This is a genomic window from Chitinophaga eiseniae (assembly GCF_012641265.1).
GTDB classification, from domain to species: Bacteria; Bacteroidota; Bacteroidia; order Chitinophagales; family Chitinophagaceae; genus Chitinophaga; species Chitinophaga eiseniae_A.
This window is the reverse complement of the sequence record NZ_JABAHZ010000001.1, coordinates 1,823,700-1,840,788: the sequence shown is the minus strand read 5'-3', so window position 1 is coordinate 1,840,788 and position 17,089 is coordinate 1,823,700. Positions and strand designations below refer to the sequence as shown.

At 47.5% G+C, this 17,089-nt stretch carries 17 protein-coding genes; 14 read left to right on the top strand and 3 right to left on the bottom strand.

What is annotated here, in order from left to right:
- Positions 1–7 precede the first annotated feature (7 nt).
- From HGH91_RS07090 to HGH91_RS07080, 3 genes are read left to right on the top strand one after another with little or no spacing between them, the layout of a single operon-like run.
- Positions 8–925 carry a dihydrodipicolinate synthase family protein gene (locus HGH91_RS07090; protein ID WP_168737721.1) on the top strand — a complete coding sequence of 306 codons (918 nt, stop codon included), beginning with the start codon at positions 8–10 and terminating at the stop codon, positions 923–925.
- Positions 926–976: 51 nt separating this feature from the next.
- On the top strand, positions 977–2,050 hold the full coding sequence (locus HGH91_RS07085; protein ID WP_247651664.1) for a kelch repeat-containing protein: 1,074 nt from the start codon (positions 977–979) through the stop codon (positions 2,048–2,050).
- Positions 2,051–2,076: 26 nt separating this feature from the next.
- On the top strand, positions 2,077–3,300 hold the full coding sequence (locus tag HGH91_RS07080) for an MFS transporter (protein WP_168737719.1): 1,224 nt from the start codon (positions 2,077–2,079) through the stop codon (positions 3,298–3,300).
- Positions 3,301–3,308: 8 nt separating this feature from the next.
- On the opposite strand, the gene HGH91_RS07075 is transcribed toward HGH91_RS07080, so the two are convergent.
- On the bottom strand, positions 3,309–4,955 hold the full coding sequence (locus HGH91_RS07075; protein WP_168737718.1) for an FAD-dependent oxidoreductase: 1,647 nt from the start codon (positions 4,953–4,955) through the stop codon (positions 3,309–3,311).
- 218 nt (positions 4,956–5,173) lie between these two features.
- On the opposite strand from HGH91_RS07075, the gene HGH91_RS07070 reads away from it, so the two are divergent.
- A complete protein-coding gene (locus HGH91_RS07070; RefSeq protein ID WP_168737717.1) occupies positions 5,174–6,136 on the top strand; it encodes a helix-turn-helix transcriptional regulator in 963 nt (320 codons plus the stop codon).
- A gap of 52 nt (positions 6,137–6,188) precedes the next feature.
- On the opposite strand, the gene HGH91_RS07065 is transcribed toward HGH91_RS07070, so the two are convergent.
- On the bottom strand, positions 6,189–7,097 hold the full coding sequence (locus HGH91_RS07065) for a LysR family transcriptional regulator (protein WP_168737716.1): 909 nt from the start codon (positions 7,095–7,097) through the stop codon (positions 6,189–6,191).
- 97 nt (positions 7,098–7,194) lie between these two features.
- Between HGH91_RS07065 and HGH91_RS07060 the strand changes: the two genes are divergently transcribed.
- The 10 genes from HGH91_RS07060 to HGH91_RS07015 all read left to right on the top strand — a co-directional run bounded on the left by HGH91_RS07060 (position 7,195) and on the right by HGH91_RS07015 (position 15,352).
- Positions 7,195–7,806, top strand: coding sequence for an NAD(P)H-dependent oxidoreductase (locus HGH91_RS07060; RefSeq protein WP_168737715.1), 612 nt, complete (start codon positions 7,195–7,197; stop codon positions 7,804–7,806).
- Entirely contained in the window at positions 7,803–8,090 is a 288-nt protein-coding gene (locus HGH91_RS07055; protein WP_168737714.1) for a putative quinol monooxygenase, read from the top strand. The genes HGH91_RS07060 and HGH91_RS07055 overlap by 4 nt, the downstream gene beginning before the upstream one ends.
- A gap of 3 nt (positions 8,091–8,093) precedes the next feature.
- Positions 8,094–9,077: an aldo/keto reductase gene (locus tag HGH91_RS07050; RefSeq protein ID WP_168737713.1), complete on the top strand. Its 984-nt coding sequence runs from the start codon at positions 8,094–8,096 to the stop codon at positions 9,075–9,077.
- A gap of 140 nt (positions 9,078–9,217) precedes the next feature.
- Complete coding sequence (locus tag HGH91_RS07045) at positions 9,218–9,547, top strand: ArsR/SmtB family transcription factor (RefSeq protein WP_168737712.1); 330 nt, start codon at positions 9,218–9,220, stop codon at positions 9,545–9,547.
- Positions 9,548–9,602: 55 nt separating this feature from the next.
- Positions 9,603–10,442 carry an arsenite methyltransferase gene (locus HGH91_RS07040; protein WP_168737711.1) on the top strand — a complete coding sequence of 280 codons (840 nt, stop codon included), beginning with the start codon at positions 9,603–9,605 and terminating at the stop codon, positions 10,440–10,442.
- 40 nt (positions 10,443–10,482) lie between these two features.
- Positions 10,483–11,559 carry an ACR3 family arsenite efflux transporter gene (gene arsB / locus HGH91_RS07035; RefSeq protein ID WP_168737710.1) on the top strand — a complete coding sequence of 359 codons (1,077 nt, stop codon included), beginning with the start codon at positions 10,483–10,485 and terminating at the stop codon, positions 11,557–11,559.
- Between the two features lie 30 nt (positions 11,560–11,589).
- Positions 11,590–12,003 carry an arsenate reductase ArsC gene (locus HGH91_RS07030; protein ID WP_168737709.1) on the top strand — a complete coding sequence of 138 codons (414 nt, stop codon included), beginning with the start codon at positions 11,590–11,592 and terminating at the stop codon, positions 12,001–12,003.
- 182 nt (positions 12,004–12,185) lie between these two features.
- The gene (locus HGH91_RS07025; RefSeq protein ID WP_168737708.1) at positions 12,186–13,601 is read left to right on the top strand and encodes an aldehyde dehydrogenase family protein; all 1,416 of its coding nucleotides are present in this window, start codon (positions 12,186–12,188) and stop codon (positions 13,599–13,601) included.
- On the top strand, positions 13,558–14,484 hold the full coding sequence (locus HGH91_RS07020; RefSeq protein ID WP_247651663.1) for a helix-turn-helix domain-containing protein: 927 nt from the start codon (positions 13,558–13,560) through the stop codon (positions 14,482–14,484). Before HGH91_RS07025 ends, HGH91_RS07020 begins: the two co-directional genes overlap by 44 nt.
- Before the next feature lie 361 nt (positions 14,485–14,845).
- Positions 14,846–15,352 (top strand): hypothetical protein, encoded by a 507-nt coding sequence (locus tag HGH91_RS07015; protein WP_168737707.1) that lies wholly within the window; start codon positions 14,846–14,848, stop codon positions 15,350–15,352.
- A gap of 218 nt (positions 15,353–15,570) precedes the next feature.
- Here the strand turns inward: HGH91_RS07015 and HGH91_RS07010 are convergent, their stop codons facing one another.
- The gene (locus tag HGH91_RS07010) at positions 15,571–17,028 is read right to left on the bottom strand and encodes a TlpA family protein disulfide reductase (RefSeq protein ID WP_168737706.1); all 1,458 of its coding nucleotides are present in this window, start codon (positions 17,026–17,028) and stop codon (positions 15,571–15,573) included.
- Positions 17,029–17,089: the final 61 nt, after the last annotated feature.

Genomic DNA, 17,089 nt, shown 5'->3' with positions numbered 1-17,089 from the left:
ATAACCCATGAGAGTACAAGGATTGATCGCTGCTACGTTCAGCACATTTAATGAAGATGGTTCTCTTAACCTTTCGCTGGTACCAGGCCTCGTCGATAGCCTGGTTAGCCAGGGTATCAAAGGCGTATTTATCTGCGGTACCAACGGGGAAGGGCCCAACCTGACTACCGAAGAACGTATGGCTATCGTTGACGCCTATGTGAAGGCAGTAAATAAACGTTGCCTGGTAATGGTGCATGTGGGACATGCGTCCATTGTGGAGGCGCGCAGGCTGGCGGCGCATGCACAGCAGGCAGGTGCCGATGCTATTTCGGCCGTGTCGGCGTTTTACTTTAAACCAGGTTCCGCCCGCATCATGGTGGATTGCATGGCGGAAATTGCTGCGGCTGCACCATCGCTGCCATTCTATTACTACCATATTCCTGCTATCACCGGGGTGGCGGTAAACCCGCTGGAATTCCTGCAGCTGGGAGAATCGCGGATACCCAACCTGGCCGGTATCAAGTATACGGCCGCCACACTGCATGAGTACCAGGCCTGCTTAAATTATAAAGACGGTAAGTTCGATATCCTTTTTGGTTATGATGAGCTGTTGCTGCCAGCACTGTCGGTAGGAGCAAAAGGAGCCATTGGTAGTACTTATACCTTTGCGGCGCCTTTGTACCTGCGGGTCATGGAGCTTTTCAATAAAGGCGATATCGCTGCGGCCAGGGAGCTGCAATACCAGGCGGTAAAAATGATTCAATGCCTGGGATGGCATTCGCCTATCCCTGCGCAAAAGGCCATTATGAAACTGCTGGGTAGAGACCTGGGACCTTGCCGCCTGCCATTGCAGGCACTTGGTTGCGCACAGGTGGAGGAAATTGACAGCTATCTCCGGGAAATTGGTTTTGCTAAAGTGTTGGAAAATGTAACCACAACATAAGCGGAAAGCATGCACAAATATTTTTTTATAATAATGGCTTTATCTTTTTTGATGAACGAAAACTGTAGCAACCCAGGGGCGGGAGCAATGGAGCTCCCGCTACAATGGGATACCCTGCCGCCGATTCCCGACCCTACAGGATTTGCGGGCTCCTTTGCCGGCACATCTAACGGTGTGTTGATAGTGGCCGGCGGTAGCAATTTTCCCCATGGTGGTACGCCCTGGAATGGAGGAAAGAAAACCTGGTACGATCATATCTTTATATTGGATAAACCCGGTGGAAAGTGGCAGCTGGCCGGTAAGCTGCCACGGCCACTGGGTTATGGTGTTTCCGTTTCCGACGGGAAGGGACTGATCTGCATCGGGGGCAGTAATGCCGATGGACATTATCCCGATGTATTCCGGCTCTGCTGGCAGAATGGGACTATCGTAACGGATACTTTACCGGCGCTGCCCGCGCCACTGGCCAATACTTGCGGGGCTATGACCAAAAATCGTGTATACGTTGCCGGTGGACTACATGCTCCTGCTGATCAGGCTGCGGTGAATGATTTTTATATGCTGGATCTTTCCCAGTTAGATACATTTCCCCGCTGGCAGCAATTACCATCCTGGCCCGGCCCGGCGCGCATGCTGGCTGTGGCAGGAACCGAGGGGGAGGATTTTTACCTCTTTAGCGGTACCGCGCTGGAACATGGCAAACGAAAATACCTGAGCGATGCTTATCGTTATCAGCCAGCCGGCGGCTGGAAGCGGGTGAGCGACTTGCCCGCACCTGTGGTGGCCGCGCCCACGCCCGCCTGGGAAACAGCCGCTCATCAGCTCACCATTTTTGGAGGGGATGATGGTAGGCATGCCGACCAGGCTGCGGAGCTGCGGGAACACCATCCCGGTTTTTCTGATGCCATCCTGTCTTATAATACCGTGAGTGATCGCTGGGAACTACAAGGCAGCATGATAACAAAGCATAACGCCGACGCGCCTGCGAATCCTAATGGCAGCTACTGGGCGCCGGTTACTACTACGCTGGTCGACTGGAATGGCAGGCTGGTATTGCCGGGAGGAGAGGTGAGGCCCGGCACCCGGACGCCGCATGTATTAACAGCCACCAAAATATTGCACTGATATCACTCAACACACCATCAAAGGTTATGAAGAACGGCAAGTATTATCCATGGATCGTAGTGGCATTGTTGTGGTTTGTAGCATTGCTGAACTATCTCGACAGGCAGATGCTGGCTACCATGCGGCCGGCCATCCAGCAACAGCTGCCAGCGCTGGAAAGCGCTACCAACTTCGGCAGGCTGATGGCGATCTTCCTCTGGATCTACGGACTGATGTCGCCCGTGTCGGGCATTATTGCCGACAGGGTTAATCGAAAGTTCCTCATTGTAGGCAGTTTATTCGTATGGTCCGCCGTTACTTTGCTGATGGGATATGCTACCAGTTTCGACCAGCTGTATTGGCTGCGGGCCATCATGGGGATCAGCGAGGCACTATATATTCCCGCCGGGTTATCACTGATCGCTGACTATCACAACACGCGAACACGGTCGCTGGCAGTGGGCATTCATATGACCGGGCTATATATGGGACAGGCGTTGGGAGGCTTTGGCGCTACCATCGCCGCCGCATTTTCCTGGCAGCAAACATTCCATTGGTTTGGCCTGATCGGCATCGCCTATTCGCTGGTGCTGATCCTGTTCCTTCGCGAACACCGGCCGGCAGACGATCCTGGAGTGCCACGCCAAAAGACGCCGTTCTTCCGTGGAATAAAAGGTGTGTTGTCGCTCCTGCCTTTCTGGATTATCTTCCTGTATTTTTCTATCCCCAGCATCCCGGGGTGGGCAATTAAAAACTGGCTGCCCACGCTGTTCTCCGGATCATTGCAGGTGCCCATGAATGAAGCCGGACCATTGGCCACTATTTCTACCGCCATTTCCTGTTTTATTGGCGTGGTGATAGGCGGGTCGTTGTCGGACCACTGGGTACAGCGTAACCTGAAAGGCCGTATTTATACCAGTGCCATTGGTTTGAGCCTCACCGTGCCCGCGTTGCTGTTCCTGGGGCTGGGCAATGCCCCCGTTTTCCTGGTAGCAGCAGCCTTCTGTTTTGGCGTAGGCTTTGGCATGTTCGATGCCAACAATATGCCCATCCTCTGCCAGTTTGTGCCTCCCAAGAGCAGGGCCACTGCCTATGGACTCATGAACATGGGAGGCGTATTTTCCGGAGCAGTGATCACCGATTTCCTGGGACGGTCTACCGACGCGGGACATTTAGGACGTGATTTCGCACTGATATCACTTGTTATCGTGGCAGCAATTGTTATGTTGTTATTATGCCTGACTCCTCGTACAAGTGATTGTAAAGAATAGGAAATCATTTAGGATAACAAAGCCGCCAGCGGTAACTGTACATCTTTCTCCATACTCCCCCTCCAGGCTACAAACCCATCCGGCCTTACCAGCAGGGCATCGCCGGATACGGCACCGGTAGTTGCTTCCCATTGTGTTATCAAATCACAGGCTAACGGGTATACCTGTACGAAAAGATCATGTTCATTTAATGCCGTCTGCCAAGGTGTGGCATCACCATGTACAAATAATGTGAATTGCCCCTTTAACAAGTCGAGGGTGGACACTGTGCGGGCTGCATCCATCCACAGGTGTGGCACCCGCGTACCTGGAAGGCCATAGAATACTTTATCTGGCGGAAGGAGGGGGCATTCAGAAATTACCTTAACAGGATATTGATAGTCGGGAATACCGATCAACGTCCTTACATTTTGGGTAACCTCCATATTTTTCTGCGTTTCGCCAGCTGTTTCTTTTGACGTTTTCAATAGCCCAGCCGGCTGCCGCAGCATGATTTCCTGGTCTTTTAGTATTCCCTGTTCATCGGCCAGGGTGGCGGAACGCAGGGTGTTGAAAAGTCCTATGGGCTGCCTTTCGATAGTATACGATTCCAGCAGGGCCGGGGTGGCGTGTCCTTTTAACACAGCAGCTATCTTCCAGGCAAGGTTTTGCGCGTCCTGAACGCCGGTATTGGCGCCTTTGCCGCCGTAGGGTGTCATCACATGGGCTGCATCGCCGGCGAGGAAAATACGGCCGCATTGCATGGTATCGGTCACGCGGGCAGTCATCTCCCAGGGGAGCACGCTGATAATCCGTATAGGTAGTTCCGGCATGCCTAAAGCAGCATGCAATATATCGAGGAGCCGCGCTGTGGTATAGTCAGTTGCTTTTTCGCCTTTATCAGGATAGTAGCGCAGCTGGTATGCCCAACGATCGCTGTTGTTGATAGCAGAGACAAAACCGGTTAAGCCGGGTGTATCAATGATACAGAGACTGAACTCCCGGTTGCGCACCAGCTCCGCCATGTCGGCTTCAAAATAGATATTGAGAAAGTGCGCCAGTACACCGGGGCCGGTGGTAGGCAATTGCAATTGCTGCCGGATGGGGCTATTGGCGCCATCGGCTGCTACGAGGTAATCGGCCGTAACGGTAGTGGTGGCGCCGGTTTCCCGGTTGAGCAACACAGCCGTTATCAAGTTTTCCTCCTGCGAAAAGGAAATCATCTCGGTATAAAACCGCAGGTCGGCGCCCCGTTCCTCTGCCGCCGCCCGCAGTATGGGTTCTGCCAGGTCCTGCGTGCAGCGGGCGCCTGTTTCAGGACTGAGCGCCGCCAGGCTTTCCAGTCCTTTCAGTTGACTGGGGTAAGTGATCTGGCCGCCTTCCCTTGCTTGTATAGGCGCCAGGGCTTCTGCCAGCGTGTTGGCACGCAGTACGCCCCAGGCCGGCCCCAATGCTTTGCCCGCCTCACGTAAGCTTTCGCTGAGGCCCAGCTCCCGGAATAATTCCATGGTACGAATATCAAATCCCCGGGCACGGGGATGGATGGAAGTGCCGCGATGGCGCTCTACCAGCAAGGGCTGGATACCCTGTTGTAAAAGAAATAAAGCGGCGGAAAGACCGGTTACCCCACCACCGGCTATCAATACCGGCACATGTTGTTGAGTGGATGTTGTCATGAATAAAATATTTAGGACAAAATTCCCGGTTGAGTGGGACGGACGAGTGCACAAAACGGATAAATAAGTACCATTTTTGAAGTACTTCCCCGGAGGCAGGGGAAATAAGGATAGAATCGTATTTACAAATAATTATTTATTTCATTTTAATAAGATGATGATAGATAAGACGAAAATAAATACCCTTTTAATAGCCGTTTCCGGCTACATTTGTACTCATGGAATCCTCTACTGCCCATAGCGTTGCCTTCAATGATATCTTCCAGATTCCCCAGGGGGAAGTGCATGAGTACAGTCTGCCGATGCCTGGGATAAACGGCGCCGGTAAGTTCGTGCTCTGCGATGAGATGGCCATTGCCGATGGGAAAGTAATAGCAGGACCACCAGAATTCTCCTGGCAGCATTACAACGAACAGGCTTTTGTGGAGCTTAATTTTGTTATAGCGGGGCAATTATGTCAAACACATGAGGGGCTGATCGACCGCCAGCTATTCAGACAGGGTTATTCCAACCTGTTGTTTAATCCCCGGTCCTGGGAAAAGAATGAGCTGGCCGGTGGGCAGGGATTTCGTAACCTGGGTATTTATATCGGCCAGGAAAAGATGATAGGGCTGATCAACAATTATGCGCCGGAGTTGCAGCACCTGGTGACCAAAATAGAAAAGGGGATACCTTTTGTAATGCATGCACCCACGCCTCACTTCAGTCCCCGGTTACAGCAGGCGCTCGGGCAGGTATGGGAGAGCCCTGTTCCGCAAGGCCTCCGGCGTTTGCATTTTGAAACGCAGGTACTGCAACTTTTCTACCTGCAATGCGAAGCCCTGTTGCCTTCCCGTACACCTCATCCGGGGGAGGGATTGCGTACCGGCGACAAAGAACGGTTGCACCAGGCACGCCAATACCTGCTTGAACACCTGGCTTTTCCGCCTACCCTGGGAGAGCTGTCGAGGATTTGTGGTCTCAATGAATTTAAGCTGAAGAAGGGCTTCCGGTTACTGTTTAACCAAAGTGTGTTTACCTTCGTCAATAATGAAAGGCTGGAAGCGGCCAGGCAGCAAATACTGCAGGGCGACCATAATATTTCCGAGATTGCCTACGGGCTGGGGTATACGCATCCGCAACATTTTCACCGTGCCTTCAAGAAGAAGTTCGGGACTACGCCGGGAGGGTTGTTGAAATAAACAGCCGGAAGATGATTACGCCGAATGCGGCCGCGCATTCAAATATACTTCACTACGCAACAGTTTCCCACCTCTCTTCCAGCAGCTGTTCCAGCTGCGCAATTTCTTTCTCGTACATGGTTTTCTTCCTGGTGCCGAAGTGGAGTGTATTCTCCAGTGGCTGATGGCCTTCCCATACTATTTTAATTTTTCCGCTATTAATCGCTTCCACGCATAAGAAATCCGGTACAATGGAAAAGCCGGTGTTGTCGCTCAGGCAGCGGATAATGGAGCTGATATTAGGCACGATGTAGTTGGGACTAAAATCAGGATGCTCCCCAAAATGTTGTTGCCAGAAGTTCTTCAGGTGGTCCATATCGGCGGCCGTACTGTACCAGAGTTGTTGTTTTAATAGTTTGGTGGCTGCCTTCATTTTATCCTGTTGCAATAGTTCTTCCAGTTCAGTGGTATCAGTTTTGTTGCCGGCAATCAACACAATCCTTTCCTTGGAGAAGGGCCTGTACTGCAGGTTAGGCTGATTCCCTTTTTGCGGGGTAATGATGAGGTCTAGCAACCCATTGTCCAGGTCGTGTTGCATCTGGGGGTATTCTCCAAATTTGATGATGAGATTGAAGGGCAGGCTGGCAACATGCTCTTCCAGGGTATATTGAAACGTTTCAAAGCACATGCCTACGCTGATGGTTACACGTTCATTTTGGGAACGTTTATGAAAGTGTTGTTCTCCTGTTTCCAGTTTCTTTAAAGGATCCAATATATAATTATACAGGATCTTCCCTTTTTCTGTAGGCACCATTCTTCTCGCAGAGCGGTCAAATAGTTTATACCCAGTAAAAGCTTCCAGCGAATTTAAATGGAGGCTCACTCCCGGCTGGGAAATATTGAGTTCCTGCGCGGCGGCAGATAAAGTTCCAGTTTCATATATAGCGTTGAATGTTCTGAGCCATTCTAAGTTCCATCGCATAACTATAATTTTTATGATACAAAGGTACAATTTAAGTTATTTGTGTGATATATAAAAGTGATAGAAATTTGCAGTATCAATAATTAAAATTATAGACATGAATATATTCGTTATCAACGCAGGACAAGTCTTTGCCCACTCTGGCGGGCTTTTTAATAATACGTTAACAAGCTGGACCGTAGAATTCCTGGACCGGAAGGAATTGGAATACCAGGTAATAAATATCAACGATGACTTTGACCCAATGACAGAAGTAGAACGTTTTAAATGGGCAGACCTCGTCATCTATCATTTCCCCATTTGGTGGTTCCAGGTGCCTAACCGTTTAAAGAAATATATTGATGACGTGTTTACGGCCGGCCATCAAAACGGGATGTACGCCAGCGATGGCAGGAGCCGGAAAAATCCTGCTATTAATTATGGCACCGGCGGACTGATGCAGGGAAAGAAATATATGGTCACCACCAGTTGGAATGCGCCGGAAACAGCATTTACCCTGCCCGGTGAATTTTTCGAACAACATTCGGTAGATGAAGGGGTACTGTTTGGCTTTCATAAAATGAACCAGTTTGTTGGCATGGACCGGGTACCAGGATTCCATTTCCACGACCTGGAAAAAAATGCCACCCCGGAGCGACTGGCCAATTATCGCCAAGGCTATCTCCAACACCTGGAAGCTGCTATCACCTTTGAAAAACAATTATCATGAGTATTTATTTAACCGCCATCGTTAAAGCAAAGCCTGCACACCGCGAGGAAGTGAGGGGAGTATTACAGCATATGGTGAAAGAAACAAGGAAAGAAGCAGCCTGTCTGCAATATGATCTTCACCAGGGTACCGCAGATGAAAACGTATTTGTTTTCTACGAAATATGGGAAAGCCAGGAAGGGCTTGACCTCCATGGGCAGCAACCTTATATTGTTGAATTCGGCCGTTTGGCAGAAAGCAAATTACAGGAGGCTCCAGCCATTTATCTCACTAAAAAAATATAAGCAATGGAATATAGAAAATTAGGAAACACCAGCCTGGAATTATCCACTATTACTTACGGTGCATTTGCTATCGGCGGTAACATGTGGGGCGGTAACGAACAGAAAGATTCTATCGCATCCGTAAAAGCATCTATCGACCATGGTGTTACAACGCTGGACACTGCACCGTTTTACGGTTTCGGACTCAGCGAACAAATGATAGGAGAAGCCATTAAAGGATACGACCGGAGTAAGATTCAACTGTTAAGCAAATTTGGTCTCGTATGGGACGGCAGTAACCAGGGCAAAGGAGAGTTTTTCTTCGACGCTGAAGAAGCCGGTAAAAAGATACCTGTTTATAAATACGCATCCCGGGCTAACGTGATGAAGGAAGTGGAAGAGAGCCTGCAACGCCTGCAGACCGACTATATCGACTTGCTACAGATCCACTGGCCCGACAGTACCACGCCCATTGCAGAAACCATGGAGGGGCTGGAACTATTGATACAACAAGGGAAGATCCGTGCTGCCGGCGTAAGCAACTATAGCGTGCCACAGGTAGCGGAAGCGCAAAAAAGTGTCAACATCGCCAGCAACCAGGTAGGATACAGTATGCTGAATCGCGGTATAGAAAAAGAGCTGGTGCCTTATGCCAGGGAACATAACCTGGGCATTATCGTGTACAGCCCTATGGAAAGGGGATTGCTGACCGGCAAATATTTAGAATCCGGCCAACTAAAAGACAATGATCACCGCAATGGTTATTTCCAGCAATTCGACCTGGAAAAAGTGAAAGTATTCCTGGACACGATCCGTCCGATTGCGGCCGCTAAAAATGCAACGTTATCTCAATTGGTATTGCGTTGGACCAGCCTGCAGCCCGCTATCGCCGTGGTGTTGGCCGGCGCAAGAAATGCAGATCAGGCCATTGCCAATGCCAAAGCGATGGAAGTAGATTTGACCGCAGAAGAGCTGCAATTTATCAATACAGCACTGGCAAAAATTTAATTACCCATATCCATTTGCTAAAAGGCTGGAAGCAAACCACTTCCGGCCTTTTTTTATTGCCGAACAGCGCAAGACCCTTGAAAAAAATTTGTTGGATTAAAAATACATCGTAATATTGCGATAGGTTAAAACGCAAATTCATGGGTGCCACGAAGACAGATTTATTTACCAAAGAGCAGAATGAAATAGCCGCTATGGCCAAGGCACTGGCGCACCCGGCCCGTATTGCTATCCTGCAATACCTGGTGAAAAAGAATGCTTGCGTATGCGGCGACCTGGTAGATGAATTGGGGCTGGCACAAGCCACCACTTCCCAACACCTGAAAGAGCTGAAAACGGCCGGCATCATCCAGGGATCTATTGAAGGCGTGAGCGTATGCTATTGTATCAATCCCAAAGTCTGGAAGCAGTACAAGGAATTGTTTAATACCTTCTTTAAAGACGTAGACTTACAGCAAACCTGCTGCTGATATTTTTTTGCTTGCATTTATCGCAATATTGCAATAATACAATAAATAAAACGCAATGGCTACTGATGAACAAATGAAGGAAATCGTAAAACAGAAATATAGTGAAATCGCTTTACAGGACAAGGCTACCAATGCTGCTTCCTGCTGCGGTTCCGGTTGTTGCTCTACAGAAGTATACAACATCATGAGCGATGATTATACCACGCTGGAAGGATATCATCCTGATGCTGACCTGGGGCTGGGATGTGGGCTGCCTACCCAGTTTGCCAAAATCAGGCAGGGAGATACGGTGATTGATCTAGGCTCCGGCGCCGGCAACGACTGTTTTATTGCCCGGCAGGAAACGGGTGAAACAGGAAAGGTAATAGGCATCGATTTTACGCCTGCTATGATTGAAAAAGCCCGGGCAAACGCAGAGAAGCTACATTTCAATAACGTAGAATTCCGCCAGGGAGATATTGAAAAAATGCCCGTTACCGCCAATGTAGCCGATGTGATAGTCAGCAATTGTGTATTGAACCTGGTGCCCAACAAACATGGGGTTATCAAAGAAATATTCCGTGTACTGAAACCCGGTGGACACTTCAGTATTTCTGACATCGTGTTGGAGGGCGAGTTGCCCGCCAGCATTCAACGGGCCGCTGAAATGTATGCTGGCTGTGTATCCGGCGCTATACAAAAGCAGGAATACCTGGAAATGATTGAAAACAATGGTTTCAAAAATATTACTATTCAGAAAGAAAAGGTCATCACCATTCCGGATGATATCCTGGCTAACTATTTGAACACCGGGGAAATTACTGCATTCCGCAGTAGTAGTACCGGTATATACAGCATCACCGTTTATGCAGAAAAGCCAGCTGACGCTGCTTGCTGTGCGCCGGGTTGTTGCTGATCAACGCCGTTAAATATTTAATTACATAGACAACATTACCATGCAAAACTCTCATCCGGCCCAGCGTAAGCAACTGGGCTTCCTGGATCGTTACCTTACATTATGGATTTTCCTTGCGATGGCTGGCGGCGTAGCTATCGGGTACTTTATGCCGTCATCTTCGGGGTTTATCCATTCCTTCTCGTCAGGTACCACTAATATTCCCCTGGCTATAGGGCTTATTCTGATGATGTATCCGCCGTTAGCTAAAGTAAAATACGAGAACATGGGAGAGGTGTTCCGTAATACAAAGGTGTTGTCAGTTTCTCTGGTGCTTAACTGGATTATCGGACCGATCCTCATGTTTGTCCTTGCGGTGCTGTTTCTGCATGGTTATCCTGAATATATGACGGGGCTTATCCTGATTGGTCTGGCCCGTTGTATTGCTATGGTCATCGTATGGAACGAACTGGCGGAAGGCAACCGCGAGTATGCAGCCGGTTTGGTGGCCTTAAACAGCATCTTCCAGGTATTGTTGTACAGCGTTTATGCCTATATCTTCATCACCTGGTTGCCCACCGTTTTTGGCATGAAGGGGATTACTGTGCCCATATCCATTGCCGAAATTGCCAAAAGCGTGGGTATCTACCTGGGTATCCCGTTTGCAGCCGGCATCATCAGCCGCTACAGCCTCATCGCATGGAAAGGGGAGAAGTGGTTCCAGGAGAAATATGTTCCTTTCATTTCACCGGTCACTTTAATCGCCCTGTTGTTTACCATTGTGGTGATGTTTAGCCTTAAAGGAGAATTGATCGTACAAATACCATTCGACGTTGTCAGGATCGCTATTCCATTGGTGATATACTTTTGTATGATGTTCCTGGTAAGTTTCCTGTTGGGTAAAGCTATGGGGGCCGACTATTCCCGGAATGCATCCATTGCTTTTACTGCGGCGGGCAACAACTTTGAGTTGGCTATTGCCGTGGCTATAGGTGTATTTGGGATCAACTCCGGTCAGGCTTTTGTGGGCGTAATCGGGCCACTGGTAGAAGTGCCTGCATTGATTGCCCTGGTAAACGTTGCCTTCTGGCTACGGAAGAAATGGTACCCTACTCCTGTTCCCTCTATAAAAGCGTAAATACCTTTAAAACTATATACCTTACATCAAATGAAAAAGATATTAGTGCTTTGTACCGGCAACAGTTGCCGCAGCCAGATAGCAGAAGGCTATCTCAGACATTTTGCTGGTGATAAGGCGGAGATTTATAGCGCCGGTGTAGAAACCCATGGCGTCAATCCCCGTGCTATCGCTACCATGGCGGAAGATGGCATTGATATTTCCGCACATACCTCTAACAACGTGTCGGAGTACCGGGATATACCATTCGATTACGTGATTACTGTTTGTGATAATGCTAAAGAAAGATGTCCTTTCTTTCCCACTACTGCGCAAAAATTCCATGAAAACTTCCCGGACCCTGCTAAGGCTGTTGGTACGGAGGACGAAATCATGCAGCAGTTCAGGACCGTCAGACAGGTGATTAAAGATTACTCCCGTACATTTGTGGCTGCTCATCTGTAACACAACCGCCAACATGATATTTGAATCCCTTGCTTAGAAAGAATAGGCAGGGGATTTTTCTTACTATCAAATTGTTGTCTTGAATCCAATACTCCTGAGCCATTCAACAAAGTATATTTGAGCTATACAACAAAGCAGATATTTCCCGCTTACCGGACCTTTGTGATGTAAAAACAAAACATATGAAAAACATCACGAAAGGTTATATCAACGGTGAGTTTGTAACACTCCATGGAACACAGATTTTTAATTTGATCAATCCCACCAATCATCAGCCAGTCGGTCAGGTGACCCTGGGCGACGAAGAAGATGTACAGCGGGCCATTGCTGCGGCCAAAACGGCCTTTAAGTCATTCTCTCAAACAAGTGTAGCTACCCGTATCCAGCTCCTGGAAAATTTAAAACAGGCAGTAAATAAAAGAGAAAAGGAGCTCATAGAAGTGATGATCCTGGAATACGGCGGCACCCGGCAGTTCTGTACCATGAGCCTGCAGAATGCCATCGCCTCATTCGACAATATGATCACCACGCTGCGGCATTTTGAGTTTCAACGGAAGTCCGGCAATACATTTATCCAGCTTACACCCGTAGGAGTGGTAGGTATCATCACCCCCTGGAACTCCAGCAACAGCTTTATTTGCAGCAAGCTGGCAACCGCTATAGCAGCTGGTTGTACCGTAGTGGTAAAACCCAGCGAAATGAGCGCCTTACAAACAGAATTACTCACAGCATGTTTCCATGAAGCAGGGTTGCCTAAAGGCGTTTATAACATGGTGAATGGCCTGGGAAATGTAGTAGGAACCGCTATTACCAACCACCCGGATATTGCCAAGATATCATTTACCGGATCGACCGTTACTGGTAAACAAATTGCCCGGTCGGCCGTGGATACAGTTAAACGGGTGACCCTGGAGCTGGGAGGTAAGTCTCCGAATATTATCCTGGAGGACGCAGACTTTGAGCAGGCCATTCCCCAGGCTGTATTTGGCGCGTATATGAACAGCGGGCAAGCCTGTATTGCACCTACCCGTTTACTGGTACCCAAGGACAGGCTGGAAACGGTTAACCAACTTGCAAAAGCGGCGGCAGCGCATGTGGTAGTCGGTAATCCGGCTGATGCCGCTACAAATGTGGGACCGATGGTATCCGAAAAACAATTCGAGCGTGTACAGCACTACATACAGGTAGGGCTGGACGAAGGCGCCACCCTGCTGGCAGGAGGGCCCGGCAAACCCGCCGGTCTGGAAGAAGGGAATTTTGTAAAAGCCACCATTTTTACGAATGTCCGCAACGATATGCGTATTGCGCAAGAAGAAATTTTCGGCCCGGTGCTGTCCATCATTCCCTATGAAAATGAAGAGGACGCGATTACCATTGCCAATGATACCATGTATGGACTGGCAGCCTATGTCACTTCTGCCAACGAAGCGCGTGCACTGAAAGTAGCATCCAGGATTGATGCCGGCAGGGTATGTATCAATGGATTTAAACATGACCCCATGGCGCCTTTTGGAGGCTTCAAGCAATCCGGCCTCGGGCGCGAATTTGGCGTATATGGATTGGAAGAGTACCTGGAACCTAAATCCATCCTGTTATAGGCCGCAAACCAAAATGTTTTATATTTATGAACATCGCCCGGGCGTATACCGGGCCATGTTTATATACAGACCGATCAATAAAATGCCTGATAATACGAGCAATATTAATTATTCCTGTCACTTTACCGTATTCCGGGAAGGAGAGCAGTTTGTTACCCACCACAGCCTGGCAATGGTGATTTCGGGAGAGATGGAACTGAATGATGGTATCCAACGGAAAATGTTCAGGAAGGGAGATATCTATCTTGCCAGGAAGAACCAGTTGTTGAAGTTTATTAAAAGCCCAACAGAGAAGGAGGAGTTCAAGTCTTTGTCCATCCGGTTCGGAGACGAATTACTCCGGCAGGTCAGCGCCCGGGAGGCTTTTCAGTTGGAAGAGAAACTCACTACGCCCTCATTTATTGATTTATCAGCCGCGCCGCACCTGTCTTATTTCATGGAGTCGCTATTACAGTACCAGGACTTGCTGGAAAATAAAGCCCCGGAACTGCTGGAACTGAAACAACAGGAGGCCCTGATGTTATTGTTTGCCTACGATAAAAATCTGAAGAAGGTATTATTTGATTTTTCAGATCCATATAAAATCAACCTGGAGGAATTTATGCAGCAGAACTACCACTTCAATGTGCGGCTGGAACGTTTTGCCTATCTCACCGGCCGGAGCCTGGCCACCTTTAAGCGGGATTTTCAGAAGATATTTCAGACTTCGCCCCGCAACTGGCTGCAGCAGCGGCGTTTACAGGAGGCCTATTTCCTGATTACCAAAAAAAGACAGCGTCCTAACGATATTTACCTCGACCTGGGCTTTGAAGATTTATCGCATTTTTCTTTTGCCTTCAGGAAACAGTTCGGGCAAGCACCTTCGGAGCTGTTGAAGAGCTGAATCGTTATTTACCAGGAGACAGTGTTGGATAATGACCTGGAGGTAGATTTGCAAAGAACAAGGGTGGGTTGTGGAGTTTTTAGTATATTGGCTCAAATATCCCTATATGAAAATCAGACCACTGAATCACACACCCTGGTACAACAATCCAAGAACACTTACCCTGCTGGTAATTTTCATGCCTCTTATTGGATTGATTGGATTGGTAAGAACAACACTCATATCAGGACGGAAAAAGTTGCTTATGATTCCAGCTTTTATTGCAATTGTTATCGGTTTGATATTATTTTTTGTTATGATTTCATCTATTCAGTGAGCGTGAAATATCGCCCTCGTCAATAGCATCACAAAAGTAAGATCCATGAAGGGTATCATAAATCAACTCTTATTTGCCATGTTGATATATTGCTGTCACGCTGCACGAGGGCAAACAGTAAAGAAGAATGATATGGCTGCTAAACATACAATTAGCCATATTTTTTCGGCTGATCAACCGGTGGATCGTTATATATACCCGAAAGCATTATCGAGGTTTACACCTACTGCGCGGGAAATAGATCAGGCGGAGAAAATTATTCGTATTGAATTGGCAAAGATGCACAGACAGGCAAAAGGCCGGGACCGCTATATACATTTTATATTTGACCGGTTGGCCAGCTATAACCGACAGTATGTTGGCTTCATTGATGTGAAAGGCGGAAAAACAATCTGGGTGAACTTCCTATGGGCTGCACATGAGTGCGAATACAGAAAAGCATTTGATAAAGAAATTATTGAGGTAGACGATGGTGGTAGCTATTTCTGGAACGTCAAAGTAAGCCTGCAGGGCAAACACTTGTTTGAATTGGTAATTAACAGCCAGGCCTGATCTATCGGGGTATTGCCCCTCATTGATAGCAATAATATTCCAAACGGCCCGATATCCTCTGGCAGGACCCATTCAACATCATGGAGCACCAATATCAGCATCCCCAAGCGGTTACGAGCAAGGCTGACGCTACTTCGGGAGGAGAAGAAAGCATTCAGGTGTTTGTTTATCCAGTTTGAGGATAATGATTATCACAATACCGGCATATGAATATAAAGTCACTTCAGTAACTGGTCAATGAGTGTTTTTAGTTTTCCGTCACTGGGAGACGGAGCATCAGCGTTAATGACTGCTCCTTGTTTATCCAGTAAAATAAAACGGGGGATTGTTTCTATTTTATACTGCGTAATGATCGCCGACCGGTTAATGTCGAGCAAAAGGTAGTTGTTGTCTGTGAATGCTTCGTTTTGAGAGGCATTTTCCCATTTTTCAATTTCTTTGTCAAGAGAGATTTTAATGAACTTGATAGCCTTCCCGCTATATTCTTTCTCCAGCGCTTTAAGAAAGGGAATCTCTTCCCGGCATGGTACGCACCAGCTAGCCCATAAATCGAGGAGAATAATATTTCCTTTTTCCTGGTTTATTATATCCTCAATACTGCTTTTTTTAAATGTTTTAATGGATAAGACATCATTTCGTGATGTACTGCGTTTAATACCGTCGATCTTCCTTTTCTGCCTTAATTTATGTTTTATCTCGGATTTATATTGGCTGTTGCTACACACCTTGAAATAGCTGTGGAGGTATTCGGAAGGAATATCCAGTCTTTTGGAAAGTGTCTGATATATAATATCAGACAGCAAATAATTTCTTGCTTCTCCGGAAAAATTTTCATTGATTAAATGATACTTATTGGTAAAATCGGCAGTGGTTTTTAGCTCACTGTTGATATTTCTTTCCGCTGCTATGTATGTGAGTAGCTCTTCAGCGCAACGCCTGAAGTAAAAAAAAGAACCTGTTTTTACAGGGAGGGTGTTAATGTCGTGAATAAATGACTGGCATGTTTCCCACCACTCATCCCGGTTTTTAGTTGGCTTTAACAGCGCTTTAGAGAGCGAATAGGTTTTTGATAGTGAATCCGCCTGAATTTCGTACCGTTTGTTGTCCAGGAAATCTCTGGTTAATGAATAGGTGGCAGCCAGGGAGTCTACCAGGTTGTTTCTGCTGACTGTTAAAATGGCAAGGGATTGTTTAATTTCAGCTATCGTGGTAGCCTTTGGGGGAGACGATGGGGTATTTGCTGCATAGTATTTTCCCAGTAAGTGCTTTTCCAGATCAAAATTGCAGCTGTCAATGAGCTTAGTGCAAAATAGCGCTGCATCTCTCTGCTTATTGGAAGTATGATAAATTAAGGAGCCATAGTTGTTTTCGCTAACACTTATTATATCGCCAGGATAAGCTATCCGCCAGCTAAGTATCAGGCCCATAGGATAAAAGAAAACTGGATCCTTGGTATGAATGGTAGTTGGTTGGCTTTCTCTTAATACCAGTTGCGCTCTTTTGATCCTTTTTCTGCTTTCTATCAGGAAGTCAACCTTATCAGCACTGTCCCGGTGAAATTCATTTGATGTAAATAATGAATGTTCTCCAATGAAAGTAATTGTCTTCTTTGAACACGATGAAAGTAAGAGAATGACTGCTATAGGTAATAGAATACCAGGAAAACCACGTCTCATATACATGTATTTATCTAGATATTGGTGCCGAAAGGGATACGTGATATCACGTACCCCTTTG

Bases quoted from the DNA above. Each gene is read 5' to 3' on its own strand.
- HGH91_RS07090 (WP_168737721.1), top strand. From the start codon at position 8: ATGAGAGTACAAGGATTGATCGCTGCTACGTTCAGCACATTTAATGAA.
- HGH91_RS07085 (WP_247651664.1), top strand. From the start codon at position 977: ATGAACGAAAACTGTAGCAACCCAGGGGCGGGAGCAATGGAGCTCCCG.
- HGH91_RS07080 (WP_168737719.1), top strand. From the start codon at position 2,077: ATGAAGAACGGCAAGTATTATCCATGGATCGTAGTGGCATTGTTGTGG.
- HGH91_RS07075 (WP_168737718.1), bottom strand. From the start codon at position 4,955: ATGACAACATCCACTCAACAACATGTGCCGGTATTGATAGCCGGTGGT.
- HGH91_RS07070 (WP_168737717.1), top strand. From the start codon at position 5,174: ATGGAATCCTCTACTGCCCATAGCGTTGCCTTCAATGATATCTTCCAG.
- HGH91_RS07065 (WP_168737716.1), bottom strand. From the start codon at position 7,097: ATGCGATGGAACTTAGAATGGCTCAGAACATTCAACGCTATATATGAA.
- HGH91_RS07060 (WP_168737715.1), top strand. From the start codon at position 7,195: ATGAATATATTCGTTATCAACGCAGGACAAGTCTTTGCCCACTCTGGC.
- HGH91_RS07055 (WP_168737714.1), top strand. From the start codon at position 7,803: ATGAGTATTTATTTAACCGCCATCGTTAAAGCAAAGCCTGCACACCGC.
- HGH91_RS07050 (WP_168737713.1), top strand. From the start codon at position 8,094: ATGGAATATAGAAAATTAGGAAACACCAGCCTGGAATTATCCACTATT.
- HGH91_RS07045 (WP_168737712.1), top strand. From the start codon at position 9,218: ATGGGTGCCACGAAGACAGATTTATTTACCAAAGAGCAGAATGAAATA.
- HGH91_RS07040 (WP_168737711.1), top strand. From the start codon at position 9,603: ATGGCTACTGATGAACAAATGAAGGAAATCGTAAAACAGAAATATAGT.
- arsB (WP_168737710.1), top strand. From the start codon at position 10,483: ATGCAAAACTCTCATCCGGCCCAGCGTAAGCAACTGGGCTTCCTGGAT.
- HGH91_RS07030 (WP_168737709.1), top strand. From the start codon at position 11,590: ATGAAAAAGATATTAGTGCTTTGTACCGGCAACAGTTGCCGCAGCCAG.
- HGH91_RS07025 (WP_168737708.1), top strand. From the start codon at position 12,186: ATGAAAAACATCACGAAAGGTTATATCAACGGTGAGTTTGTAACACTC.
- HGH91_RS07020 (WP_247651663.1), top strand. From the start codon at position 13,558: ATGGATTGGAAGAGTACCTGGAACCTAAATCCATCCTGTTATAGGCCG.
- HGH91_RS07015 (WP_168737707.1), top strand. From the start codon at position 14,846: ATGAAGGGTATCATAAATCAACTCTTATTTGCCATGTTGATATATTGC.
- HGH91_RS07010 (WP_168737706.1), bottom strand. From the start codon at position 17,028: ATGAGACGTGGTTTTCCTGGTATTCTATTACCTATAGCAGTCATTCTC.